Source organism: Mycobacterium sp. IDUB_24 (assembly GCF_055419385.1).
The window spans coordinates 479,945-503,115 of the sequence record NZ_JBVAXO010000003.1; the positions used below are offsets into that span (position 1 = coordinate 479,945).

Below are 23,171 nucleotides of genomic sequence, written 5' to 3' on the forward strand. Positions count from 1 at the left end.
AGCCGGCCAGTTACTTCTTGGGCTTGTCGGTCGCGGCGTCGGTGGACAGCGCCGCGACGAACGCCTCCTGGGGAACCTCCACGCGACCGATGGTCTTCATGCGCTTCTTGCCCTCTTTCTGCTTCTCCAGCAGCTTGCGCTTACGGGTGATGTCACCGCCGTAGCACTTGGACAACACGTCCTTGCGGATCGCCCGGATATTCTCGCGGGCAATGATTTTCGACCCGACTGCGGCCTGCACCGGCACCTCGAACTGCTGGCGCGGGATGAGCTCCTTGAGCTTGGTGGTCATCTTGTTGCCGTAAGCCGCGGCCGAATCCTTGTGCACGATGGCGCTGAATGCGTCCACGGCCTCACCCTGCAGCAGGATGTCGACCTTGACCAGATCGGCCAACTGCTCGCCGGCCTCCTCGTAATCGAGGCTGGCATAGCCACGGGTGCGGGATTTCAGCGAGTCGAAGAAGTCGAAGATGATCTCGCCCAGTGGCATGGTGTAGCGCAGCTCGACCCGCTCGGGTGACAGGTAGTCCATGCCGCCAAGTTCGCCGCGCCGGGACTGGCACAGCTCCATGATGGTGCCGATGAACTCGCTGGGCGCGATGACGGTGGTCTTGACCACCGGCTCGTAGACTTCGCGGACCTTGCCTTCGGGCCAGTCCGACGGATTGGTCACCACTATTTCCGACCCGTCGTCTTTGATGACCCGGTACACCACGTTGGGCGCGGTCGAGATCAGGTCGAGGTTGAACTCGCGTTCCAGGCGCTCGCGGGTGATCTCCATGTGCAGCAACCCGAGGAACCCGCAGCGGAACCCGAAGCCCAACGCCACCGACGTCTCCGGCTCATAGGTCAGCGCAGCATCGTTGAGCTGCAACTTGTCGAGCGCCTCGCGCAGTACCGGATAGTCCGAGCCGTCCACCGGGTAGAGCCCCGAATAGACCATCGGCCGGGGCTCCCGGTAACCGGTCAGCGCCTCGGTGGCACCCTTGCGCGCCGTCGTCACTGTGTCGCCGACCTTGGACTGACGAACGTCCTTCACACCCGTGATGAGATAGCCGACTTCTCCGACGCCGAGACCGTCGCTGGCCTTCGGTTCGGGAGACACGATGCCGACCTCGAGCAGTTCGTGGGTGGCGCCGGTGGACATCATCGCGATCTTCTCGCGAGGGTTGAGCTTGCCGTCCACCACGCGCACATAGGTCACCACGCCGCGGTAGATGTCGTAGACGGAGTCGAAGATCATCGCCCGCGCGGGCGCGTCCGCGTCGCCGACGGGCGCGGGGATCAGCCGAACCACCTCGTCGAGCAGTTCGCGGACCCCCTCACCGGTCTTGCCGGACACCCGCAGCACGTCGGACGGTTCACACCCGATGATGTGGGCGATCTCACCCGCGTAGCGGTCCGGGTCGGCGGCGGGAAGATCGATCTTGTTGAGCACCGGGATGATCGTCAGGTCCCGGTCCAGCGCCAGGTACAAGTTGGCCAGAGTCTGCGCTTCGATGCCCTGCGCCGCGTCGACCAGCAGCACCGCGCCCTCGCAGGCCTCCAGCGCACGCGACACCTCATAGGTGAAGTCGACGTGGCCAGGCGTGTCGATCAGGTGCAGTACGAAGTCCTCGCCGTTGACACTCCACGGCAACCGCACGTTCTGGGCCTTGATGGTGATGCCGCGTTCGCGCTCGATGTCCATCCGGTCCAGGTACTGGGCCCGCATATCCCGGTCCGCGACCACGCCGGTGATGCCCAGCATCCGGTCGGCCAGCGTCGATTTGCCGTGGTCGATGTGGGCGATGATGCAGAAGTTCCTGATCTGCGCCGGCGCAGTGAACGTCTTGTCGGCGAAGCTGCTGATGGGAATCTCCTGGTGAGCGTGGGTGTCCAGCACGTGCTGTGCTCCCTAAGGGTATCGAGCAAGGACCGTCGCGACACAATCGCCGGGGGGCCACTCGCATATGCTCGACACCATGGCGTCGCAGTGGAAGGCGTTCCAACAGGTTGTCAGGGGCGTCGTAGGTGGCGCCGAGAACCTGGTGTTCAACGAGGCACCCAAGTTCGTACGCCAGCTTCAGACCACGGACAACGTGCCGCGGACAGTTCAGCAAGGTATCCAACAGGGGCTTCAGCAGGGCCTCCGGCTGGGCCTGGGCGTGCTCGCCGGCGCTGCCGCTCCGCCGCCCCAGGCGATCACCGCCGGCCGCCCGGTATCGAAGAACAGCGTGCCCACCGCGCATCGGGCCCGCAAAGTCGTCTACGCCCCGGACCTGGACGGGCAGGCCGATCCCGGCGAGGTCGTCTGGACCTGGGTGGTCTACGAGGACGATCCGACCCAGGGCAAAGACCGTCCGGTCCTGGTGGTGGGTCGTGATCAGCACACCCTGCTCGGGTTGATGCTGTCGAGTCAGGACTACCACCGCGACGATCCGGACTGGATCGGCATCGGCACCGGCACCTGGGACTACGACGGCCGGCCCAGTTGGGTCAGGCTGGACCGGGTGCTCGACGTTCCCGAGGAAGGCATCCGCCGCGAGGGCGCGATCCTGGACCGTGGGCGGTTCGAAGCGGTGGCGATCCGCCTGCGCGCTCAGTACTCCTGGAGCTGACCGGCCGCGCCGCGCGTCGGGCGGCCGTGTTCGAACCGGACATACGGTCCGGCGTCGTCGACGCTGATCCGGCACCGGACCCCGTACACGTCGGCCACCAGATCTTCGGTCAGCACGTCGGCCGGGCTGCCGGTGGCCACCACGGTGCCCGCCGACAGCATCACCACGTGGTCGCAGAACATCGCCGCGAGGTTGAGGTCGTGCAGAGCCACCACGCTGGTGACGTCGAGCGTGCGAATCAGCGCCAGGATCTCCAACTGATGGGCGATGTCGAGGTGATTGGTCGGCTCGTCGAGCAGAAACTCACTGGGTTTCTGCGCCAGCGCCCGGGCGATCTGCACACGCTGACGCTCGCCGCCCGAGAGAGTGTGCCACAGGCGGTCGGCCATGCCGTCGAGACCGGTGGCCGCCAACGCGGCGGCCACCGCGGTCGTGTCGTCGCCACCACCGCCGAATTCCGAACTGTGCGGGATCCGCCCCAGCCGAACCACGTCGCGCACCGCGATGTCCAGATCGGTGTCGGCGTGCTGCCCGACCATCGCCACCCGGCGCGCCACCGCTCGCCGCGACATCGTGTGCAGCTCGCGACCGTCGAGCAGGACAGTCCCGGAATCGGGACGGTCGATCCCGGCCAACAGTCGCAGCAGTGATGACTTGCCGGATCCGTTGGGGCCCAGCAATCCGACGGTGCTTCCCGGAACCGGGTCGACCGTGACACCATCGAGCACGACCCGCCCCGAACGGGTCCAGCACACCCCGACCGCTTGCAAGGTCACCGACGCATCCCCCTGCGCCGCAACAAGATCAACGCGAATGCGGGGACGCCGAGCAGTGCCGTGACCACCCCGGTGGGCAATTCCTGTGGGGCGAAGATCGTCCGGGCCAGGGTGTCCACCCACACCATGAAGACAGCGCCCAGAATCACCGCCGTCGGCAACAGACGCCGATGACCGGGCCCTACGACAAAGCGCGCGGCGTGCGGCAGGACCAGCCCGACGAACCCGATGGCCCCGGCCGCACTGACCAGCGCGGCCGTCACCAATGCGGTCATCACCAGCAGCACGACGCGGGCCCGGGTCACCGCGACCCCCAGCGTGGCGGCCGTGTCCTGCCCGAATGCGAAGGCGTCGAGGGTGCGCCCATACGCCAGGCACACCGCCAGCCCGACGCCGACCACGACGGAGCAGGTGAGAACGTCGGACCAGGACACCCCAGCCAGTGAACCCAACAGCCAGAACAGCACTCCCCTGGTCTGTTCGGCGTCGGCCGAGGACAACACGATGAAGGATGTCAGGGCCGAGAACAGCTGGGTGCCGGCCACTCCGGCCAGCACCACCCGATCGGTCCCGCCGCCGGCGGCATAGGCGAGCACCAGCACCACGGCGAACGACAGCACCGCACCGGCGAAGGCGCCGCCGGACAACGTCAACGTGCCCGCGCCGACGCCGAGTACCGCGACCAGTACGGCACCGGTGGAGGCACCCGACGAGACCCCCAGCACGAACGGGTCGGCCAGCGGATTGCGCAGCAGCGACTGCAATACCGCCCCACACAGCGCCAGACCGGCCCCACAGATTGCCGCCAGAACCACCCGCGGCAGTCGCAGTTGCCAGACGATGCTGTCCTGCAGCCGGGTCACGCCCGAAGGGCCCGCGCCGAGCCGATCGCCGATGATGCGATACACGTCCGCCACCGACAGCGCGGCGGGCCCGATGGTGATGGCCACCGCGGCAGAGAACACCAGCAGGACGAGCCCGGCGGCCCACAATCCGCCGAGCCAGCCGGTGCGTAAACTCACCGCGGCCTGCCGAACCCGAGTTCGGCCAGGCCTTTCGCCACCTTCTCGACGCCGTCCACCGTGCGGATCGACGGGTTGAGATCGGCCCCGTTCACCACGATGTAGCGGCGGTGCCGAACGGCGGTCAGGCCCCGGGTGAGCGGATTCGATTCCAGGAACTCGATTTTGGTCCCCAGTGCGTCACCTTCGATCGTGCGGCGACTCAGATCGCCCAGCACCAGCACGTCCGGGTCGCGGTCGGCCACACTCTCCCAACTCACCTGCGGCCATTCTTCGGTGGTGTCGGCGAACACGTTGCGCGCACCGACAGTCCCGGCGATCACTCCGGATGATCCACAGCAGCCGGCGAAGTAGGGCGCCCGCACATCGGAGAACCAGAACGCCATGCCGACGCCGGTCGGGGCCGCGGCGACGGTGTCCATCCGCCGGCGCAGCTGTGCGATGAGCCGATCGCCGCGTTCAGCGACATCGAATATTGTTGCGAGGTGCCGAATTTCGGTGTAGACGGCATCCATGCTGAACGGGGCGCTGCGCGCGCCGTCACCGTTGACCGAGGTCTTGCCTTCGCAGTCGCTCGGGGCCAGATAGGTCGGCACGCCCAGCTGGGCGAACTGGTCACGGTCGGCGACACCGCCGGGCCCCAGGGTGCCGCCGAAAGACGCCGACACAAAATCAGGCTCGGTGTCGAGCACCGTCTCCAGCGACGGCTTGTTCACCGCCAGCCGTGGCACCCGGGCATTCTCGGCCTCGAGGCCGGCGCGGACCGGGTCTGTCCACGTTGCGGTGCCGACCATGCGGTCCGCCAAGCCCAGCGAGAGCAGAATCTCGGTGGAGCCCTGGTTCAGCGAGACAGCCCGCTGCGGAGGTGCATCGATCACCACCTGCCTGCCGCAATTCTGCACGGTCAGCGGATATCCGGGTGCGGCGGCAGTGCCCGCGGCCGGACCGGCAGCCTGGGCGCACCCCACCGGCAGCAGCACACTGACCACGGCCACGACCAGCCGGACCGCAACCTTCATCGGGCCAGCCCGAATGCCTTGAAACCGGCGGCGAGTTTCTCCAGCGCATCGATCTCACGGATTCCGGGGTCGAGTTCGGACCCGGACAGTACGACGTAGCGCTTGTGGCGCACCGCGGTCATGTTCCTGGTCACTGGATTCGATTCCAGGAACGTCACTTTCGCGTCCAGCGCATCCCCGTCGACGCGCCTGCGATCGAGGTCGGCCAGCACCAGCACGTCAGGGTCGCGGTCGGCCAGCACCTCCCAGCTGACCTCTGGCCAGTCCGCACGGGTATCGGCGAAGACATTGGTGACGCCGAGTTCGGTGGCGTACAGCCCGGGTGCCGAGCAGCAGCCGGCCAGATACGGCGTCCGTAGCCCAGAGAACCAGAACGCGACGGTGGTATCCGGCTCGGTGATCGACGCAGTTCGGTCCAGCCGCCGGGTGAGGCGGGCAATCAGGTCCTGGCCGCGCTGTTGCACGTCGAAGATCTGCGCCAACTCGTCGATCTCCCGGAACAGTGTGTCGAGGGCCAGCGGTTCGGTGCGGGTGACTGTCTCACCGTCGACTGTCGCCCCGACGCAGACCGACGGCGACTGATAAGTCGGGATTCCCAGCTGGGTGAACCGCCTGCGGTCGGCGACCACCGCAGGCGTGAACGTGTGAGCGCTGGCCGAGGTCACCAGGTCCGGTTCGGCGTCGAGCACCGTCTCCAGTCCCGGGTCGTTGTCCGCGAGCCGAGGCACGGTGGCATTGTCGGCAGCGAGTTCGGGCAGCACCGGATCAAACCAGGTCGAACTGCCGACCATCCGATCGGCGAGACCCAGTGCCAGCATGATTTCGGTCGAGGCCTGGTACAGCGACACCGCTCGCTGCGGCGGCCCGTCGAAAGTGACGCTCACCCCGCAGTTCTCGATGGTGAGCGGATAACTGGTGGGACCGGCCCCGGCGACCTCCCGGTCCAGCTCCCGGGGCGCGGCGGGCTCTCGATGCCCGCAGGCCACGGTGACCGACAAGGTGACAGACAACAGGAACAGCAGTACGGCGGATACACGCACGCCCAGGACTTCCTTCGATGCAGGGCTCGGTCGCGGAGCCGTCGACAGTCATTCCCGGCCACAGGTAATCGGACTCGAGGCGGTGCCTCATACCGTTGCGCGTCAGTTCCGGCTTTTCACCGGATTCCCCTGTTGGTCGGCCTCCGCACTGTAACAGCCACGATGTTGCTCGATTGCCCGCGCGCGACGAGCAAGCCGATGCATTGAACCGGCGTCAGGGGGCACTCCAGGGCCATGACTGCGCTCCCACCCGATCCGGATCCTGCCGAGACCCCCGATCTCTAGCAAACCTGGGGCTGGGCGAACCCGCGCCGCGGCCCAGGAACAAGTACAGTCCGACTTCGGTGGCCGCGATCATCGGGGTGGTGCTGCTCATCGCGGTGTTCGTCGCGGTCGGCGTGTTGCTGATCATGAAGATGTCCGGCGTTTTCGATTAGCGCGGCTGCCGGTCGATTTGCCTTACCGCGCCCGGCGCCACATCGCTGTCATGACCGGCCCGCTGTCGGGCAGCGCGATCTCCCCGGTGACCTCGAACCCGAAACGCAGGTAGTACGGGACGTTGTCGGGGTTGCTCGATTCCAGATACGCCGGAGCGTGTTCGGCGTCGACCCGGTCCAGCCGGGACTGCATGAGGGCGTGCCCGAAACCGCCACCGCGCACGGTCGGATCGCTACCGATCACCGCCAGATACCAGTGCGGCTCCTCGGGATGGTGCTTCTTCATGAGCTCGACAACCTGTTGGCCACGTCGCATGTCGCGGCCGAAGGCCAGCACCATCGTGGGCAGCATGCGCAGTTCTTCGCCCGGGGTCTGCTTCCATCGGCCCGGGCCGTCCCAGAGCGCTGCCCCGCCGATCTCACCGTGGCGGATGGCCACTTCGGCACCACCGCCGGCGAGGAAATGGTGGCGTGTGATCGCTGCGAACAGTCGAGGCAGCCCCTTGATGCGACGGGTGTCGTCGGCCAGGATCCACGACATCACCGGGTCGTGGTGGAAGGCTCGGCCCAGCACGGCCGCGAGCTGGCTGACGTCGGACTTGTTCGGCGGGCGGACAGCGATGGTGGCCACCAACCCACCATCGCACACGTTCACGCACTGCGCCGTACCCGCCGCCTCCTGGGACAGACCAGCCCGAAGGCCGACGGTAGTGCAGGGTTTCCCGGTGATGTCCGGCACGGCCGGTAGGCACAGCGCATGACGACAGCGCTGAATGCCGTTGCCCAGCAAGGTATTCACCGACCGCCGCGGCCTGTCGCGGCGCATTCGATTCCTACGCCCGGTCAGCGGCCCTGGGTGATGTAGGCCTGCAACTGTTCCTGCTCGGCCTCGAGTTCTTCCATGCGGGTCTTGACGATGTCCCCGATGCTGACGATTCCGGCCAGCCTGCCGCGGTCGAGCACCGGAATGTGACGCACCCGGTTCTCGGTCATCAAGGCGCTGAGGTGATCGACGGTGTCGCGTGGCGTGCAGGTCGCCACCACCGTGGTCATGATCTCCGATACCGGCTGCGCTAACAGGCTGCTGCCACGTTCGTGCAGTTTGCGCACCACATCGCGTTCCGACACGATGCCGGCCAAACCGTCCGGCCCCATCACGACCATGGCACCGATGTTCAGCTCGGTCAGCCCCGCCAGGAGCTCGGTCACCGTGGTCTCGGGCGAAATCGTCACCACCGCCGTGCCCTTGTTTTTCAGCACGTCCGCGATTCGCATCGGCAGCCTCCGATCGTGATCCACCTCACACCAGGCTAGGTCGATGGTCGTCAGGAAGAAAGAAGCCACGCCTGTTCGGGCCGGAACGGAGTAGGAATGGGGCCATGATCGAGGTCACGCTGCTCGGCACCGGTAGCCCGATTCCCGATCCGGAGCGAGCCGGGCCGTCAACCCTGGTGCGCGCCGGCGGCCAGAGTTTTCTGATCGACTGCGGGCGCGGCGTGCTGCAGCGCCTGGCGGCCGCCGGGTCAGGCGCCAACCAGCTCAGCGCGCTGCTGCTGACTCACCTGCACAGCGATCACATCACCGACCTCGGCGACGTGATCATCACCCGCTGGGTGAGTACGTTCACACCAGACGCTCCGCCCCTGCCGATCATCGGGCCGCCGGGCACCGCCGAGGTGGTCGAGGCGACACTGCGGGCCTTCGGACATGACATCGGCTACCGCATCGCCCATCATGCGGATCTGACAGCTTCGCCGCCGGTGGAGGTGCATGAGCACGCCGCGGGCGCGGTGTGGGACCTCGACGGGGTACGCATCCAGGCCGCACCCACCGATCACCGGCCGGTGACACCGACCATCGGGTTCCGGGTCGAGCATGCCGGAGCGTCGGTTGTGTTGGCCGGCGACACCGTGCCGTGCGAGAGCCTCGATACCCTGGCCGCCGGCGCGGGGGCCCTGGTGCACACCGTGATCCGCAAAGACCTCGTGAATCAACTTCCGATGCAACGGATCCGTGACATCTGCGACTACCACTCCTCGGTGGAAGAGGCTGCCGCCACCGCCACCCGAGCAGGGGTGGGCATCCTGATCCTGACCCACTATGTGCCGGCCATCGCTCCGGGCACCGAGGACGACTGGCGCGCGCTGGCGGCCACTGAATTCGACCGACAGATCGAACTGGGCGACGATCTGCACCGCGTCCAGGTTCACCCCGGAGTCTGTACCAAGCCGCGCAGCTGATCGGCGGCGTGCGCAATGCAATTGAGATCGGTGTCGGTCAGCGGCCGGCCGCGGGCGATCACCACAACGTGCTGGACGCCCAGGCCGGCCAGTACGTGGCAGCGCTCGGCGAGCGCGTCGGACGGCTCACCGTCACGGAGCGCCGTGGTCACCGTGCGCTCGATCTCGTCGGGTCGCCGTCCGACATCGGCGCAGTGCCTATCGAGAACGTCGAGCTGTCTCCGGATCGCGGCGCCACCGTCTGGGACGTCGAACAGGTTGCACGCATCGCCATATTGCGCCACCAGCCGCAGTGTGCGTCGCTCGCCGGTACCGCCGATCAGCACGGGAGGATGGGGCGCGGTCACGGGTGGCGGAACGTTGATCGGCTGCTGCGCGGTCAGATACTCACCGCGGTAACTCGTTTGGTCACCGCGCCGCATCTGCCGGGCCAGTCGCAACAGCTCGGCCGTCCGCTCGAACCGTTCCGCGGTGTCCGGTAGGAACAATCCCATCGCGGTCGCCTCAGCCGCGTTGTACCCGGCGCCGAGACCCAGCCACGCCCGCCCCTGCGAGAGCACGTCGAGCGTCGTCACCGCCTTGATCAGCAGCGCGGGCGCCCGGAAGGTCGCTGCCGTAACCAACGTGCCCAGTCGGATGCGTCGCGTCGCCGCGGCCAGGTAACCGAGCACGGTGTAAGCCTCGAGCATCGGCTCGTCCATCCGGCAGGAGGGATCGGCCTGTATGAGGTGGTCGGCCACCCACAGGGTGTCGACGGCGGTGCCATCGAGGAACGCCGCCAGATCGGCGAGCCGGTCGTGAATCGCTTCCGGCCACGAGTAGTTCGTGACACTCACGCTGATCTTCATGCGTGCCGCAACTCGGCCCGACGCTTCGGCAGGAGCACACCGGCGACGATGAGCCAGGTGAGACCCGTGAACCGGGCGACCGGCAGGATCACGGCCGCTTCGGGCCAGATGAGCACCAGCGTCGCCAACTCGGCCAGCACCGCGATGGCCAGGCCGGTCCAGGCCAACGCCCGAGGCAAGAGTCCGAGGACGAGGCTGGGCACCGCGATCCCGGCGAGCAGCAGACCGAGCGCCACGATGTGCCCGACCCCGCCGGTGAGGAAGACCAGGTAGTACAGCGCGCGGATCAGGCCGTCGTCGACGACGACCTCGGACCGGGACATCGTCCAGCAGATCAGCCCCGCCAGTGCGAGGGTGCCGGAGGCGAGAATCCCGCCCGCCAGTGCGATCGTCGCGCCCGGCGCCGTCACGCCCAGTTGCCGCAGGCGTGTACTTGCGGTGGCGGCGTAGATCGCCAGCGGTACCGACGCCGCGAACGTGCCCACCGCGGTGGCCTGCACCGCCGCGTGGTGATCGCGGACATATCGAAGGACGTCTGCGCCCGCGCCGTACGGCAGCGGCATCACCCCGCCGAGCGCGACGCCGACACCCAACCCGACCAGTATCAGCGCGAGCGAGACCGCCGCCACCGGAGCGAGAGGCGGTCCGCCTTGTCGGCCGGGAGGTCGTGTGGCCCGAATTCGATCTGCTGTTGAATCGTTCATGACTTGAACGATATGCCCGTGGGCGCGTTGCGGCAACAGGCTGAACGTTTTCGGTTGTGAACCATTTAGTGCTGATACGGTTTCGGCATGGAACCTGGTCCGTCGGATACCGTGGCATTCCTGCTGGCACAACTCGGCCACCGCGCGGCGGCCCTGTTCGCCGAACAGATGGCGACACTCGAGCTCACTCCGCCGCACGCCGGCATCCTGCGCGCCATCGGCGGCCAGCCGGGACTCAGCCAGCAATCCCTCAGCACCCAGCTGGGCCTGCTACCGAGCCGGGTGGTGAGTTACGTCGACGACCTCGAGGACCGCGGCTACGTGGAACGGCGCCGCAATCCCGACGATCGCCGGCTGCACGCGCTGTTTCTCAGCTCCGCGGGAAAGAAGACGCTGCGCCGCATCGGAGAGCTCGCGCGCCGGCACGACGAGCGCATGACGGCCGGCCTCGATCCGGCACAACGAGACAAGCTCCACGAGCTGTTGCAGACGCTGGCCGTTCAACACGAGCTGACCCCGCACGTGCACCCAGGGTTCCGCAACCTGGGCCGCGCGGGTGCCGGCCCGGTCAAGCCAGCCGGGTGACCTCCACGACCACGTCGAGATCCGTCGACCCCTCACCCGAATAGATTCCCTTGAGCGGGGCCACATCCGAGTAATCCCGACCCACGCCGACACTGACGTACTGCTCATTGATCTCGGAGTCATTGGTCGGGTCGTAGTGCCACCAGCCTCCGGTCCACGCCTGGATCCAGGCGTGGCTTTGGCCGTCGATGGTGTCCCCCACCTCCGCCTCACCATTGGGATGCAGATAGCCCGACACGTACCGGGCCGGAATTCCCATGGACCGCAACATGATCAACGACAGGTGGGCGAAGTCCTGACACACGCCTTTACCCTCGCGCAAAGCATCCACGCCCGAAGAGTGCACCCCGGTGGTACCCGGCACATAGTCGAGTTGACTGCGCACCCACTGCGCCACCGCCCCGACCGCATCGAACGGATCATGATCTTTGGCGATCCGCTGTCCCACGCGGGTGATCCGCTGGCTGTGCGGTGTGTAATGGGTCGGGCTGAGCACCTCGTCGAACCGGTCGATCACCGCCTCGGTACCCAGATCATCCCACCCGACGAGCTCCTCGGGTTTCTCCGCGACATCGGTCTCGACCACCGAGGAGCCCGAGACCTCCAACTCGGTGTGGGGAGCATGCAGATCGAAGGCTGTCACCGCCGTACCCCAGTAATCGACATATCGATAGGACCTGGTGGCCGGGATGGTCTCGACGCGGTTCAGTATCACGTTCTGACGCGAATCCGACCGCGGCGTCAATCGGGCCTCGTTGAAGGACGCCGTCACCGCCGACCGGTAGGCATATCCAGTCGAATGCACTACGCGCAACCGCCACATCTAGACCTCGCCCTCCTCGATCACAACCACATCACCATGTCCGGCGTCGGTCCACGCCACCCACGGTGCGGAGTGGAAGTACTGCAGCGCCAACGCTTCTCCGACATCGCGGCAGGTCTTCTGCAACCCGGCCAGCCGGGCATCCAGAGATTCGAGCAATGCGCCCGGCTGCAGGAACTCGAGCTCACTGCGCGCCCGGCCCAGGAGCCGCTGCGCCTCGGCGGTGGCCCCCAGCCGGCTGTGCGGGCGATTGAGCAATTCGTCGAGGCTGTGTTCGGCCAACCGCAGCGAATAGAAGATCGACCGGGGGAACAGCCGGTCAAGCAGCATGAACTCGACCACGCGACCGGCATCGAGCACACCGCGGTAAGTGCGCAGGTACGTGTCGTGGGCACCGGCCGAGCGCAGCAACGTGACCCACGCCGGCGACGACCCGCTGTCCCCAACCCGCGACAGCAGCAGCCGCACCGTCATATCGACTCGCTCGATCGCGCGGCCCAACAACATGAACCGGTAACCGTCGTCGCGGCTCAACGTCGAATCGGCCAGCCCCGCGAACATCGCCGCGCGCCCCTCGACATAGGACAGAAACTCGTGCGGGCCCAGGCGTTTGGCCGCGCGCTCCCGCTCGGCGAGCGCGTTGTAAGTCGTGTTGAGGCACTCCCAGATCTCGGTCGAGGTGACCTCGCGGGCACCGCGGGCGTTCTCGCGTGCCGCCGAGATCGCATCCACGATCGAGTTGCCGTTGCTGTCGCGGCTGAAGGCCACGATGTCGGTCAACGACCACATGTCCAGGCGCTGGGTCGGCGGCTCCATGCCGAGCACCCTCAGCAGCGTCCGTGAGGCGATGTCCGGGTCGACACTGGAGTCCTCCAACAGCTGATGAACCGTGACATCGAGGATGCGTGCGGTGTCGTCGGCCCGTTCCACATAGCGTCCGATCCAATACAACGACTCGGCATTGCGCGCCAGCATCTACCGCACCCCCTCTGCTACTACTGCTGTTGTTGTTGGGACGTCGAACCGTCAGGCGCGCCATCAGTTTTGGGCCCATTGGCAGTTTCGGGCAGCGACCGCACCACCTCGGCCGCAGCGAGCTCGCGATCTGCCGCCGACGTCCGCGACGCCAGCACCCAGGTGTCCTTCGACCCGCCTCCCTGACTGGAATTGACCACCAGAGACCCCTCCGGGAGCGCCACCCGGCTCAGCCCGCCGGGCAGCACCCAGACGTCGTTGCCGTCGTTGACCGCGAACGGGCGCAGGTCCACGTGACGAGGCGCCAGCTTGTCGCCGATCTGGGTGGGCACCGTGGACAGCTGCATCACCGGCTGGGCGATCCAGCCGCGCGGGTCGTTGCGGATCTTCCTCGCAGCCGCGGCGAGCTCCTTCTCGGAGGCGTCCGGGCCGAACACGATGCCGTACCCACCCGAACCCTCCACCGGCTTGATCACCAGTTCATCGATCCGGTCGAGCACCTCCTCCCGTTCGGCGTCCAACCAACAGCGGTAGGTGTCGACGTTGGCCAGCAGCGGCTTCTCACCGAGGTAGTACTCGATGATCGTCGGGACATAGGTGTAGACGAGCTTGTCGTCGCCGACCCCGTTGCCCACCGCACTGGAGATCACGACGTTGCCGGCCCGGGCCGCGTTGAGCAGGCCGGCCACCCCGAGCACCGAGTCGGGCCGGAACTGCATGGGGTCCAGGAACGCATCGTCGATGCGGCGGTAGATGACGTCGACCTGGCGCTCGCCCTCGGTGGTGCGCATGTAGACGGCGTTGTCGCGGCAGAACAGATCGCGGCCCTCGACCAACTCGACCCCCATCTGCCGAGCCAGCAGCGAGTGCTCGAAGTAGGCCGAGTTGTAGACGCCGGGCGTGAGCACCACGACGGTGGGGTCGGCGACGTTGGTGGGTGCGGCGTTGCGCAGTGCCCGCAGCAGGTGCGAGGAGTAGTCACCGACCGCGCGCACCCGGTGAGTGGCGAACAGATTGGGGAAGACGCGCGCCATGGTGCGCCGGTTCTCCATCACATAGGACACTCCCGACGGCGACCGCAGATTGTCCTCGAGCACCCGGAAGACACCCTTGTCGTCGCGGATCAGATCGATGCCCGCGACGTGGATACGCACCCCGTTGGGCGGGACGATGCCCGCGGCTTCACGGTGGAAGTGCTCGCACGAGGTGACCAGCCGACGCGGGATCACCCCGTCACGCAGGATCTCCTGCTCGCCGTAGATGTCGTCGAGATACATCTCCAGCGCCTTGACCCGCTGGATGATGCCGCGTTCCAGCCGGGACCATTCGGCCGCCGAGATCACCCGCGGCACCAGGTCGAGCGGGAACGGCCGCTCCTGGCCGGACAGCGAGAATGTGATGCCCTGATCGATGAACGCCCGGCCCAGTGCGTCCGAGCGCGACCGCAACTCGGAGGCGTCCGACGGAGCAAGCTCGGCGAAGATCCCCTTGTACGGTCCGCGGACGTTGCCAGAGCCGTCGAACATCTCGTCGAAGGCCTCGGAGTATCGGCCCAGCCGGTCGTAGCCGTCGAAGACGCCCCGATGTTTGACACGTCGCGCCGCGGCGCGCTGTCCGGGCGGGCGCGACGCGTTCGACCCTGCCCCCGGTGTACGGACTGCTCTCAGGCTCACCCCTGTCATGCTGCCGCACCTGACGCTGTTTCGCCGGGTCAACGGCTCAGCCCGTTTCGGCAGGCCAAAGGGCGGTTGAGGTGGTATTAGGGCGGTAAATTCGGGCGTCGGCGGCCGGCGTTCCGGCTGCGCCGCTTTGGGAGTTCGGACGCCTCGCTGGTACCCTGAACAGTCGCTGCCCGCAGTGCGGGTGTGCGCACCCAGACTTCGGTAACCCCAGCTAGAGAACTACGAAGGAATTTTTACGTGGCCAACATCAAGTCGCAGGAAAAGCGCATCCTCACCAACGAGCGTCGTCGGCTGCGTAACCAGTCGGTGAAGTCGTCGCTGCGTACGGCTGTGCGCGGCTTCCGCGAGGCCGTCGAGGCGGGCGAGAAGGACAAGGCTGCCGAGTTGCTGGTGGCGACCAGCCGTCAGCTCGACAAGGCCGCCAGCAAGGGTGTCATCCACGCCAACCAGGCCGCCAACAAGAAGTCGGCCCTGGCCGTGGCGCTCAACAAGCTCTGATCCTTCCGGGCTTACCCGAACGATATCGCCGGTTCACCGGGTGGCGAGTTCCGCCACCCGGCGTACCGCTGTCTCGAGGGCGTAGTCGGCATCTGCCGCTGCGCCCTTTACGTCTGCATTGAGCGCGGCTACCACCCGCATCGCCTCGGCCACGGAGTCGCGTGACCATCTGCGCGACTGCTTCTGCGCCTTCTGCACCCGCCAGGGCGGCATCCCCAGCTCACCGGCCAGCCGGTACGGATCCCCGGAGAGCGGGCCCACCCGGGCGATCGTGTGCACCGCCTCGGCCAGCGCATCGGCCAACACCACCTGGGGTTCACCGGCCAGCATCGCCCATCGCAAGGCCTCGGCAGCCCCGGCCACATCACCGGTGACAGCCTTGTCTGCGATGTCGAAGCCCTTCACCTCCGCCTTGCCACTGTGATAGCGGCGCACCGCTACGGCGTCGACCTGGCCGGCGGTGTCGGCCACCAGCTGTGAGCACACCGCGGCGAGCTCACGGATGTTCGATCCGACCGCGTCGAGCACCGCGGTGACCGTGTCGTCGGAGACCTTGACCCGCAACTGGCGGAACTCGGCACGTACGAAATCCGCACGCTCCGCCGGTTTGGCGATACGCGCACACGGATGCACCTGTGCCCCAAGCTTTTTCAATTGATCAGCCAGCGCCTTGGCCCGCCCGCCGCCGGAGTGGATGACGATCAGAACGGTGCCGGGTGGCAGATCGGCTGCGGCCGAGGCGATCAGGGCCACGGCATCCTTACCGGCCTCGGCGGCGGCCTCCAGCACCACCAGGCGCTCTTCGGCAAACAGCGACGGGCTCAGCAGCTCGGCGAGCTCGCTGGTGCTGACCTCACCGGCCCGCATCCGGTCCACCGGAACGTCATCGGATCCGGCCTGCCGGCGCAACGCCCGCAGCACCGCCCCCACTGCTCGTTCGACCAGCAGTTCCTCATCGCCCAGAACCAGGTGCAGGCCGTCGATCTGTTGACTCACACCGATGATCGTGTCACGACGGCCCGACAGCCCCGACCACCTGGCCCGCCAGCGCCCAGGCCAGCAGGCCGAACACCACCACGGCCAGTCCGCGCCGCAGCCAGCGCAGCCGCCACAGCACCGCGAGCGCCACACCTCCGAGTGCTACCGACACCACGCCGGCCAGCCCCGAGGGTGACGGCAGAGCGGCCCCCGGTAGCGCCGAAGCCCATCGGGCCACCGACAGCAGCCACCAAAGCTCCGGTCCGGTGAACCGGATCAGTAGTTGGGCTCCGCCCGGCCAGACCACCGAGCACACGGCCGCCGCGGAACCGAGGACCGTGATCGGCGGAATCACCCCGGCCACTGCGAGGTTGGCGGCGACGGCCACCAGGCTGACGGTCCCCGAGATCCCGGCCACCAGTGGGGCAGTGACCAACTGGGCGACCACCGCGACGCTGACCGCTGCCGCCACCGGGCGCGGCCAGCCACGAGCCTCCAGCCGGCCCGACCACACCGGGGCGAGGACGACGATGCCCGCCGTCGCACACACCGACAACGCGAACCCCACATCGACCGCGAGTTCGGGGGCCGCGATCATCAGCGCGATCACGCTGGCGGCCAGCGCGGGCACCGCCTGCCGACGCCGATGGGTCAACACCGCGAGCAGGGTCACCGCACCCATCACGGCTGCCCGCAGCACACTGGCCGACGGCTGCACGACGATGACGAGGCCGACCAGCCCGGCGCCGGCGAGCAACACGGCCGCTCTCGGCCCGACCAGCGCCGCGCTGAGCAACAGCGCGCCGCACACGATGGTCACGTTGGCGCCCGACACCGCGGTCAGATGCGTCAGACCCGACGTGCGGAACTGCGCGGTGGTCGTGCCGGTGACCATCGAGGTATCGCCCAGCACCAAGGCCGGCAGCATGGCGGCCTGATCGGCGGGCAACACTGTCCGTGCCGCCTCCGCGAAGCCCACACGTATCCGCTGGGCGATGCGCTGTACCGCAGAGGCCTCCCCCAACGACGGCTGTCCCGACGCCGCCAGCACGGCCACACTCAGGTCCCTGCGGCCCGGGCGCCCCACGGAGGCCCGAAATGTCGCCGGTTGCCCCGGACCTACCTCGCCGAACCCCGGCGGCGCGAACACCAGGACTCGGCCTGACATCGGGGCCTGATCGACCCGGCGCAACGCGGCCCGGAACATCACCCGACCGCCCTGGATCGCCCGCGGCGTCTCGGTGGGAACGACCTCAACCGTCGCGGTTCCGCCGTAGAGACGGCCGACCGGATGATGTTCGACCTGGTGCACGCGCAGTCCGACAGCGACGGTGAATCCAGCCGCGACGGCCGCCACCGCCACAACGGCAGCGGTGACGTCCGTACCGTCGCTGTCTCCCCACCGTCCGGCCAGCCAAGTCAGCCCCACGGCGGCCAGGCCCACCACCACGGCCGCGCCCGGATGCCAGACGACTGCGGCCGCCGACACCGACCACGCGGTCAGGGCGGACGGGACCAGGCGCAGATCCAGTGGCTGCCCCGCGGCCCACCCGTCGCCGGTCTGCCCGTCCCCGCCGGGGGCATCACGCCCGGACCAGCTCACGCAGTTTCTCCAGCCGTGCCGGACCGATGCCGTCGACGTCACCGAGTTGATCGACACTGTCGAACCGACCGTGGGCGGCACGCCAAGCCACGATCGCCTCAGCGGTCACCGGGCCGACACCGGGCAGCGTGTCGAGGTCCTCGACGGTCGCCGTATTGAGGTCCACCGGCTCCGCCGACGCGCCGGCCTTGGCTTTCGGAGCCCCCTTTTGCGACGCACCAGGTTGTGCCGAACCCGGGGCATCGCCGGCGACCGAACTGCCCATGGTCGTCGGTTGCCCCGGCGGCCCGTCGATACCGACCACGATCTGTTCACCGTCGCCGACCCGGCGAGCCATGTTCAACCCGATCAGGTCGGCACCGTCCAGTGGTCCACCGGCCGCTTCCAGCGCATCGGCGATCCTCGCTCCGGACTGCAACGTCACCAGCCCCGGCTTGTGCACCAGGCCGACCACGCTGACCACCACCGGCCCTGCCGGGGCGTTCGCGTCCGGTGTCGGACCTGCCGACGAAACCATTTGCACCGGTGGCAAATTCGCCGAGGCGACCGGCGGTGCTTGCTGCCGGATCAGGGTGAAAACGGTGACCAGGATCGCGAGGACCCCGGTACCGGCCAGGACCAGGGCACCGGCGCGGCCCGGGTCGGCGCGCACCCTGGTCAGCCAGCCCGGGCCGTCCCCCTGGGCGGTATCGGGCAGCCATCTCGACAGCGCGCTCTCCGACGCGGTGTCCTGATCGTCGCCGCCGCCTTCCTCGGTGTCGGCATCATCCCCGCCGCCCGGACGGCCCCCACCCAGACGACGGAGCCGCTCCACCGACAATTCGGTTCCCATGCTCGCGACGGTAAGCGCGGGCCACGACGATTCCGGGCGCCCTGGCCTACGGCACCGGCCGGCTGTGGATGAATCTCGCGTTGTGGATTACCACGTGGTCATCCCGCGGCACCGGTGGAGGGCTGTTGGGGCGTGGCCCGTTCCAGGTATCGCAGCAGTTCCACCGGGAACGGCAGGACCACGGTGGAATTCTTCTCCGCGGCCACTTCGACGACGGTCTCCAGCAGCCGCAACTGCAGGGCCGCCGGGTCGGCCGACATCACATCGGCCGCCGCGGCGAGTTTTTCGGACGCCTGCAGCTCGCCGTCGGCGGTGATCACGCGGGCCCGCCGCTCCCGCTCGGCCTCGGCCTGACGCGCGATGGACCGCTTCATCGAATCCGGTAGGACGACGTCTTTGATCTCTACCCGGTCGATGTGTATCCCCCAGCCCACCGCAGGGTTGTCGATGAGCAGTTCGAGGCCCTGGTTGAGCCGCTCCCGGTTGGACAGCAGGTCGTCCAGATTGCTCTTGCCGATGATCGACCGGAGCGAGGTCTGCGCCACCTGACCGATCGCCGACATGTAGTCCTGCACGTCGACGACGGCCCGCACCGGATCGAGCACGTTGAAGTAGATGACCGCATCGACCCGCACGGTGACGTTGTCGCGGGTGATGCCGTCCTGTGCGGGCACGGGCATCGTGATGATCTGCATGTTGACCTTCTGCAACCGGTCCGCGACGGGAATGAGCATCGTCAGCCCGGGTTGCCTGACGTTGTCGCGGACCCGGCCGAACCGGAACACCACACCCCGTTCGTACTGCCTGACCACGCGGATGTTGCTCAAGCCGAGCCACACCAGGGCAATGGCGCCGGCCCCCGCCGATGCGAGCGCGTAGAGCATGTCCATGATCTGACCTCGATTCATGGCTTTGCGAGGCGAACGCGCCCCACAGTTCGATTGTGCGACGCCGGTGGGTCTCCCGCCAGGAGGGACGGATGCGCCTACCGCGGGTGAACAAGTCCCCGATAGTGTCTAGAGTCCGGCGCAGGGCTCAGCGAGGGAGACGATCATGACCGCAGCGGGTAAGCCGATTCGGGTCATCCAATGGACCACCGGCAACATCGGACGACGCTCGCTGCACGCGATCATCGGCCGCGACGACATGGAACTGGTCGGCGTGTACGCCTACGGCGCCGACAAGGTCGGTGTCGATGCCGCCGAGTTGGCCGGCTGGCCCGAGCCGACCGGCATCAAGGCCACCAACTCCATCGACGATCTGATCGCGCTCAAACCCGATGCCTGCTGCTACAACCCGATCTGGCCCAGCGTCGACGAACTGGTCCGCCTACTGGAGGCCGGGATCAACGTGTGTTCCAGTGCCGCCTGGATCACCGGTGGCAAGCAGTCCCCCGAAGACCTGGAGCGAATCCAGAAGGCTTGCCAGACAGGTAATTCCACGATCTTCGGCAGCGGAGCCCACCCCGGCCTGACCAACATGATGGGCATGGTGCTGTCCAGCGCCTGCGAGAGCGTCGACGAGATCCGGATCACCGAGTCCGTCGACTGCGGGGTCTATGAATCAGCCGGAACCATGGCCGCGATGGGATTCGCACAAGATCCCGAGACGCCGGGGCTGGCCGAGCGTGTGCGTCTGGAGAGCGAGGTGTTCGCCGAGTCGGCGGCCATGATGGCCGACGCCATCGGCGCCAAGCTCGACCGGATGACGTTCGACGTCGAATTCACCGCGGCCACCGATGATTCCGACCTCGGGTTCATGCAGATCCCCAAGGGCACGGTGGCCAGCGTGTTCGGCTACCACCGCGGCTGGGTGGGCGACAAGAACGTCGTCAGCGTCGGATTCAACTGGATCATGGGCAATCACGTCACCCCGCCGAAGCCCGTCGCGCACGGTCACGTGATCCAGGTCTTCGGCGTCCCCAACATGCGCACCGTCGTGTACTGCCTGCCGTCGAAGGACTGGAGCGAGGTCAGCCTCAACGGTCTCGGCATGATCTACACCGCGCTGCCCGTCACCAATGCAGTGCCCGCCGTGGTGGCCGCCGCACCCGGCATCCTCACACTCAAGGACCTGCCGCCGGTCACCGGCCGGTTCGGCGGCTAGCTCGGGGCGCGTCGCCGCTGCCGCTGTTTGCGCCGTTTTCCACCTGAGGGTTGTGCGCGCCGCCGATCGACAGCCGTGAGGTAGAAACCGGCGCCGGCAAGCGGCCCCAGCTAGGCGTCCTCCACGGTGATGCAGGCGCCGACCGCGCCGCCACCGACATGAACGGCCAGCACCGGACCCATACCGGTCACCGACAGGGACCGCAGGTTCGGTAGCCGGTCGGTGAGTGCCGCCGCGATCTCCTCGGCGCCGTCCGGATTGTCGACGTGGTGCACAACCACCCGCACCGCGCGGTCCCCTGCGGCGTCGGCGATCTGATCGACAAGTGCCGCATGTGCTTTCGATATCGTCCGGATGCGTTGTGAGAGCACCAGCCGGCCGTCCACATCGAGGCGTAGCAGTGGTTTGAGTGACAATGCGGTGCCCAACCACGACGCTGCCGCACCGATCCGGCCACTGCGCCGCAGGTTGTCGAGGCGGTGTACGACGATGAACGCCTGCCCGCGCGGTATCGCGGCACGAGCCGCCGCCTCGACTGCGTCGAGTGTTCCTCCGCCACGGGCTGATTCGGCGGCGGCGAGGGCGACGAAACCCACCCCCATCGCTGCCGCACGGGAGTTCACCACTCGTACTGCCTGCCCGATTTCACGAGCTACCGCCGCTGCCGTGCTGTATGTGCTCGACAGCGCAGCCGAAATATGGACTGCGACAACACCGTCGCCGTCACTGTCGGCCAGCGCCTGCCGATAGGTGTCGGCGAGATCGGCCGGGGCGGCCCCGGAGGTGGTGACCCTGGCCCGGTCATGAATGTCTGACGGCATCGGGTCGACACCATCGCGCAGGTCGATGCCCTCGTCGAGGATGTGCAAGGGCACCTGGCGAATACCCCACTTCTCACACAACTCGGGCCGCAACCGCGACGTGGAGTCGGTGACCACCATGACCGCCATCGTCAGTCGGTGGGATCCATTTGTGGCACACCGGCATCGGCCAGGCCCTTGAGCATCAGCTCGGCGACCGACCGGTGGGCTTCGAAATTCCAATGGATGCCGTCAGGGTTGCCCCGCCCGTTGAGCACCTCGTCGGCCACCGCGGCCTTGAGGTCCACCAACGCCACGTCATGCTCGGCCGCCCAGTCCGTGATCGCCCTGACCGTGGGCTCACGACCGTGATGGGCCTTGCCGTAGGTGTCGGCGATGTGCACCGACGGCAGCGAGGCCACCACCGGAATGCCCGGCCGGTTGAAATCGATGGCGTTGCGCGTCAGCTCGAGGTACTCGACCGTCACATGCGGTGGCAGCGCCGCGCGGGCGATCGGCGACAACCGCGGCTGAACCCAGCCGTAGCCGTCACGCGCCCAGCGCCGCAGCCAGGCCGGACGCACATAGCGGATCAGTTCGCGCAACGCCGTCGGCAACGGCGAGGGCAGCGAATCCATGCCGCTGGTGGCGAAGACCACCGCGCCGGCGCGCGGCAATGCCGCCCACGCCCGCGGATCCTGGGTCGAGGCCCACCAGACGTCGCGGCAGGTCCAGCCGATCCGGCCGATGAGTTCCACGTCCCAGCCCAACTGCTCGGCCACGATGTTGGGCCAGATCCGCGGATCGTCGGATGGCAGCCCACCCGTCGGGCCGAAATAGGACAGGGAGTCGCAGAACACCAGTAGGACCGGACGGTCGCGATGCGAGGACTCGGACGACACGTGATCAGAGGACATCGTTGGCCACCTGCGCCGAGGCATTCCACACATCCAGCCGCCATTTGATGACGTCGAACGCGGCTCCATCCGCCGCGGAATCGTCCGCATGTCCCGACAGCTGAACCCAACTGGCGTTCCCCATGCCGCCGAGCACCGGCCAGTTGTCCACCGGCAGGCCGAGCAGGCCGGCAGTCAGGGCCGCGATCAGCCCGCCGTGGGCGACCAGCACGACGGGGCGGTCCGCACTTCCCCCGGCTTGATCCAGGCCCCAATCAGATTGTCCGGCAACAAGTTCAGCGACAACCGGAACACTACGGGCGGCCACGTCGACGCGGCTCTCACCACCGTGCGGTGCCCACCGTGCGTCCTCGCGCCACGCCGCGCGGGCGCCCGGGGCAGCCGCGTCCACCTCCTGGTGCGTCAAACCCTGCCAGTCGCCCAGATGCGTCTCACGCAACCGCTCGTCCACGGCCACCGCGATCCCGGCGCGGTCGCCGAGGGCCAACGCGGTGTCCAGGGCGCGCTTGAGATCCGAGGACACGATGATCAAAGGTTGGCGCTTGGCCAGTACCTCGGCGGCGGCAGCCGCCTGGTCGCGGCCCAGATCGGACAACTCGGTGTCGAGCTGGCCCTGCATCCGGCTGCCGGCGTTGTACTCGGTCTGCCCGTGACGCAAGAGCACCAGCCGACGGACCCTCATCGCG

Annotated in this window: 24 protein-coding genes; 5 read left to right on the forward strand and 19 right to left on the reverse strand. The window is 67.7% G+C overall.

The genetic code is table 11. The features are described 5' to 3' along the window. Positions 1 to 10: 10 nt before the first annotated feature. Positions 11 to 1,885 carry a translation elongation factor 4 gene (gene lepA / locus ACZYZF_RS14755; protein ID WP_463836105.1) on the reverse strand — a complete coding sequence of 625 codons (1,875 nt, stop codon included), beginning with the start codon at positions 1,883 to 1,885 and terminating at the stop codon, positions 11 to 13. 67 nt (positions 1,886 to 1,952) lie between these two features. Here lepA and ACZYZF_RS14760 point away from each other — a divergent pair, with 67 nt between their 5' ends. Then, positions 1,953 to 2,600, forward strand: coding sequence for a type II toxin-antitoxin system PemK/MazF family toxin (locus tag ACZYZF_RS14760; RefSeq protein WP_463747612.1), 648 nt, complete (start codon positions 1,953 to 1,955; stop codon positions 2,598 to 2,600). Here the strand turns inward: ACZYZF_RS14760 and ACZYZF_RS14765 are convergent. The 6 genes from ACZYZF_RS14765 to ACZYZF_RS14790 all read right to left on the reverse strand — a co-directional run bounded on the left by ACZYZF_RS14765 (position 2,582) and on the right by ACZYZF_RS14790 (position 8,169). Then, positions 2,582 to 3,376, reverse strand: a complete 795-nt coding sequence (locus tag ACZYZF_RS14765; protein ID WP_463836106.1) for an ABC transporter ATP-binding protein — start codon at positions 3,374 to 3,376, stop codon at positions 2,582 to 2,584. The two genes, ACZYZF_RS14760 and ACZYZF_RS14765, sit on opposite strands and share 19 nt — an antisense overlap. Continuing rightward, positions 3,373 to 4,398, reverse strand: a complete 1,026-nt coding sequence (locus ACZYZF_RS14770) for a FecCD family ABC transporter permease (RefSeq protein ID WP_463836107.1) — start codon at positions 4,396 to 4,398, stop codon at positions 3,373 to 3,375. Before ACZYZF_RS14770 ends, ACZYZF_RS14765 begins: the two co-directional genes overlap by 4 nt. Further along, positions 4,395 to 5,417: an ABC transporter substrate-binding protein gene (locus tag ACZYZF_RS14775; RefSeq protein ID WP_463836108.1), complete on the reverse strand. Its 1,023-nt coding sequence runs from the start codon at positions 5,415 to 5,417 to the stop codon at positions 4,395 to 4,397. The genes ACZYZF_RS14770 and ACZYZF_RS14775 overlap by 4 nt, the downstream gene beginning before the upstream one ends. Next, positions 5,414 to 6,457 (reverse strand): ABC transporter substrate-binding protein, encoded by a 1,044-nt coding sequence (locus ACZYZF_RS14780; RefSeq protein ID WP_463836109.1) that lies wholly within the window; start codon positions 6,455 to 6,457, stop codon positions 5,414 to 5,416. Before ACZYZF_RS14780 ends, ACZYZF_RS14775 begins: the two co-directional genes overlap by 4 nt. A gap of 459 nt (positions 6,458 to 6,916) precedes the next feature. Continuing rightward, positions 6,917 to 7,525: a GNAT family N-acetyltransferase gene (locus ACZYZF_RS14785; protein WP_463836110.1), complete on the reverse strand. Its 609-nt coding sequence runs from the start codon at positions 7,523 to 7,525 to the stop codon at positions 6,917 to 6,919. Positions 7,526 to 7,737: 212 nt separating this feature from the next. Then, on the reverse strand, positions 7,738 to 8,169 hold the full coding sequence (locus ACZYZF_RS14790; protein ID WP_064930790.1) for a CBS domain-containing protein: 432 nt from the start codon (positions 8,167 to 8,169) through the stop codon (positions 7,738 to 7,740). A 104-nt stretch (positions 8,170 to 8,273) separates the two neighbouring features. Here ACZYZF_RS14790 and ACZYZF_RS14795 point away from each other — a divergent pair, with 104 nt between their 5' ends. Beyond that, a complete protein-coding gene (locus ACZYZF_RS14795) occupies positions 8,274 to 9,134 on the forward strand; it encodes a ribonuclease Z (protein WP_463836111.1) in 861 nt (286 codons plus the stop codon). Here ACZYZF_RS14795 and ACZYZF_RS14800 read toward each other — a convergent pair. Together ACZYZF_RS14800 and ACZYZF_RS14805 are read right to left on the reverse strand one after the other, a co-directional pair. After that, on the reverse strand, positions 9,101 to 9,970 hold the full coding sequence (locus tag ACZYZF_RS14800) for a TIGR03560 family F420-dependent LLM class oxidoreductase (RefSeq protein ID WP_463836112.1): 870 nt from the start codon (positions 9,968 to 9,970) through the stop codon (positions 9,101 to 9,103). The genes ACZYZF_RS14795 and ACZYZF_RS14800 overlap by 34 nt on opposite strands. A gap of 8 nt (positions 9,971 to 9,978) precedes the next feature. Continuing rightward, positions 9,979 to 10,686 carry a hypothetical protein gene (locus ACZYZF_RS14805; protein ID WP_463836113.1) on the reverse strand — a complete coding sequence of 236 codons (708 nt, stop codon included), beginning with the start codon at positions 10,684 to 10,686 and terminating at the stop codon, positions 9,979 to 9,981. Between the two features lie 87 nt (positions 10,687 to 10,773). On the opposite strand from ACZYZF_RS14805, the gene ACZYZF_RS14810 reads away from it, so the two are divergent. Further along, complete coding sequence (locus ACZYZF_RS14810; protein ID WP_463836114.1) at positions 10,774 to 11,271, forward strand: MarR family winged helix-turn-helix transcriptional regulator; 498 nt, start codon at positions 10,774 to 10,776, stop codon at positions 11,269 to 11,271. On the opposite strand, the gene ACZYZF_RS14815 is transcribed toward ACZYZF_RS14810, so the two are convergent. From ACZYZF_RS14815 to ACZYZF_RS14825, 3 genes are read right to left on the reverse strand one after another with little or no spacing between them, the layout of a single operon-like run. Further along, a complete protein-coding gene (locus tag ACZYZF_RS14815) occupies positions 11,255 to 12,094 on the reverse strand; it encodes a transglutaminase family protein (RefSeq protein ID WP_463836115.1) in 840 nt (279 codons plus the stop codon). The genes ACZYZF_RS14810 and ACZYZF_RS14815 overlap by 17 nt on opposite strands. Further along, entirely contained in the window at positions 12,095 to 13,069 is a 975-nt protein-coding gene (locus tag ACZYZF_RS14820) for an alpha-E domain-containing protein (protein ID WP_463747601.1), read from the reverse strand. Between the two features lie 20 nt (positions 13,070 to 13,089). Then, the gene (locus ACZYZF_RS14825; RefSeq protein WP_463836116.1) at positions 13,090 to 14,751 is read right to left on the reverse strand and encodes a circularly permuted type 2 ATP-grasp protein; all 1,662 of its coding nucleotides are present in this window, start codon (positions 14,749 to 14,751) and stop codon (positions 13,090 to 13,092) included. 237 nt (positions 14,752 to 14,988) lie between these two features. On the opposite strand from ACZYZF_RS14825, the gene rpsT reads away from it, so the two are divergent. Beyond that, the gene (gene rpsT / locus ACZYZF_RS14830) at positions 14,989 to 15,249 is read left to right on the forward strand and encodes a 30S ribosomal protein S20 (protein WP_463836117.1); all 261 of its coding nucleotides are present in this window, start codon (positions 14,989 to 14,991) and stop codon (positions 15,247 to 15,249) included. 33 nt (positions 15,250 to 15,282) lie between these two features. Here the strand turns inward: rpsT and holA are convergent, their stop codons facing one another. The 4 genes from holA to ACZYZF_RS14850 form a co-directional block, all read right to left on the reverse strand. Further along, positions 15,283 to 16,233 (reverse strand): DNA polymerase III subunit delta, encoded by a 951-nt coding sequence (holA, locus tag ACZYZF_RS14835; protein ID WP_463747706.1) that lies wholly within the window; start codon positions 16,231 to 16,233, stop codon positions 15,283 to 15,285. A gap of 25 nt (positions 16,234 to 16,258) precedes the next feature. Continuing rightward, complete coding sequence (locus ACZYZF_RS14840; RefSeq protein WP_463836118.1) at positions 16,259 to 17,830, reverse strand: ComEC/Rec2 family competence protein; 1,572 nt, start codon at positions 17,828 to 17,830, stop codon at positions 16,259 to 16,261. Next, positions 17,811 to 18,662 carry a helix-hairpin-helix domain-containing protein gene (locus ACZYZF_RS14845; RefSeq protein WP_463836119.1) on the reverse strand — a complete coding sequence of 284 codons (852 nt, stop codon included), beginning with the start codon at positions 18,660 to 18,662 and terminating at the stop codon, positions 17,811 to 17,813. Before ACZYZF_RS14845 ends, ACZYZF_RS14840 begins: the two co-directional genes overlap by 20 nt. A gap of 98 nt (positions 18,663 to 18,760) precedes the next feature. Next, positions 18,761 to 19,552 carry an SPFH domain-containing protein gene (locus ACZYZF_RS14850; RefSeq protein ID WP_463747596.1) on the reverse strand — a complete coding sequence of 264 codons (792 nt, stop codon included), beginning with the start codon at positions 19,550 to 19,552 and terminating at the stop codon, positions 18,761 to 18,763. 163 nt (positions 19,553 to 19,715) lie between these two features. Here ACZYZF_RS14850 and ACZYZF_RS14855 point away from each other — a divergent pair, with 163 nt between their 5' ends. Further along, entirely contained in the window at positions 19,716 to 20,768 is a 1,053-nt protein-coding gene (locus ACZYZF_RS14855) for an NAD(P)H-dependent amine dehydrogenase family protein (protein ID WP_463836120.1), read from the forward strand. A gap of 110 nt (positions 20,769 to 20,878) precedes the next feature. Here the strand turns inward: ACZYZF_RS14855 and ACZYZF_RS14860 are convergent, their stop codons facing one another. From ACZYZF_RS14860 to gpgP, 3 genes are read right to left on the reverse strand one after another with little or no spacing between them, the layout of a single operon-like run. Continuing rightward, positions 20,879 to 21,718 (reverse strand): DegV family protein, encoded by an 840-nt coding sequence (locus ACZYZF_RS14860; RefSeq protein ID WP_463747594.1) that lies wholly within the window; start codon positions 21,716 to 21,718, stop codon positions 20,879 to 20,881. A gap of 2 nt (positions 21,719 to 21,720) precedes the next feature. Further along, positions 21,721 to 22,485, reverse strand: a complete 765-nt coding sequence (gene octT, locus ACZYZF_RS14865) for a diglucosylglycerate octanoyltransferase (protein WP_463836121.1) — start codon at positions 22,483 to 22,485, stop codon at positions 21,721 to 21,723. After that, positions 22,475 to 23,167 carry a glucosyl-3-phosphoglycerate phosphatase gene (gpgP, locus tag ACZYZF_RS14870; protein ID WP_463836122.1) on the reverse strand — a complete coding sequence of 231 codons (693 nt, stop codon included), beginning with the start codon at positions 23,165 to 23,167 and terminating at the stop codon, positions 22,475 to 22,477. The genes octT and gpgP overlap by 11 nt, the downstream gene beginning before the upstream one ends. Positions 23,168 to 23,171: the final 4 nt, after the last annotated feature.

Coding starts and splice junctions, on each gene's coding strand:
- ACZYZF_RS14760 (WP_463747612.1), top strand. CDS start 1,953: ATGCTCGACACCATGGCGTCGCAGTGGAAGGCGTTCCAACAGGTTGTC.
- ACZYZF_RS14775 (WP_463836108.1), bottom strand. CDS start 5,417: ATGAAGGTTGCGGTCCGGCTGGTCGTGGCCGTGGTCAGTGTGCTGCTG.
- ACZYZF_RS14790 (WP_064930790.1), bottom strand. CDS start 8,169: ATGCGAATCGCGGACGTGCTGAAAAACAAGGGCACGGCGGTGGTGACG.
- ACZYZF_RS14795 (WP_463836111.1), top strand. CDS start 8,274: ATGATCGAGGTCACGCTGCTCGGCACCGGTAGCCCGATTCCCGATCCG.
- ACZYZF_RS14805 (WP_463836113.1), bottom strand. CDS start 10,686: ATGAACGATTCAACAGCAGATCGAATTCGGGCCACACGACCTCCCGGC.
- ACZYZF_RS14810 (WP_463836114.1), top strand. CDS start 10,774: ATGGAACCTGGTCCGTCGGATACCGTGGCATTCCTGCTGGCACAACTC.
- ACZYZF_RS14815 (WP_463836115.1), bottom strand. CDS start 12,094: ATGTGGCGGTTGCGCGTAGTGCATTCGACTGGATATGCCTACCGGTCG.
- ACZYZF_RS14820 (WP_463747601.1), bottom strand. CDS start 13,069: ATGCTGGCGCGCAATGCCGAGTCGTTGTATTGGATCGGACGCTATGTG.
- ACZYZF_RS14825 (WP_463836116.1), bottom strand. CDS start 14,751: ATGACAGGGGTGAGCCTGAGAGCAGTCCGTACACCGGGGGCAGGGTCG.
- ACZYZF_RS14845 (WP_463836119.1), bottom strand. CDS start 18,662: ATGGGAACCGAATTGTCGGTGGAGCGGCTCCGTCGTCTGGGTGGGGGC.
- ACZYZF_RS14850 (WP_463747596.1), bottom strand. CDS start 19,552: ATGGACATGCTCTACGCGCTCGCATCGGCGGGGGCCGGCGCCATTGCC.
- ACZYZF_RS14855 (WP_463836120.1), top strand. CDS start 19,716: ATGACCGCAGCGGGTAAGCCGATTCGGGTCATCCAATGGACCACCGGC.
- ACZYZF_RS14860 (WP_463747594.1), bottom strand. CDS start 21,718: ATGGCGGTCATGGTGGTCACCGACTCCACGTCGCGGTTGCGGCCCGAG.
- octT (WP_463836121.1), bottom strand. CDS start 22,485: ATGTCCTCTGATCACGTGTCGTCCGAGTCCTCGCATCGCGACCGTCCG.
- gpgP (WP_463836122.1), bottom strand. CDS start 23,167: ATGAGGGTCCGTCGGCTGGTGCTCTTGCGTCACGGGCAGACCGAGTAC.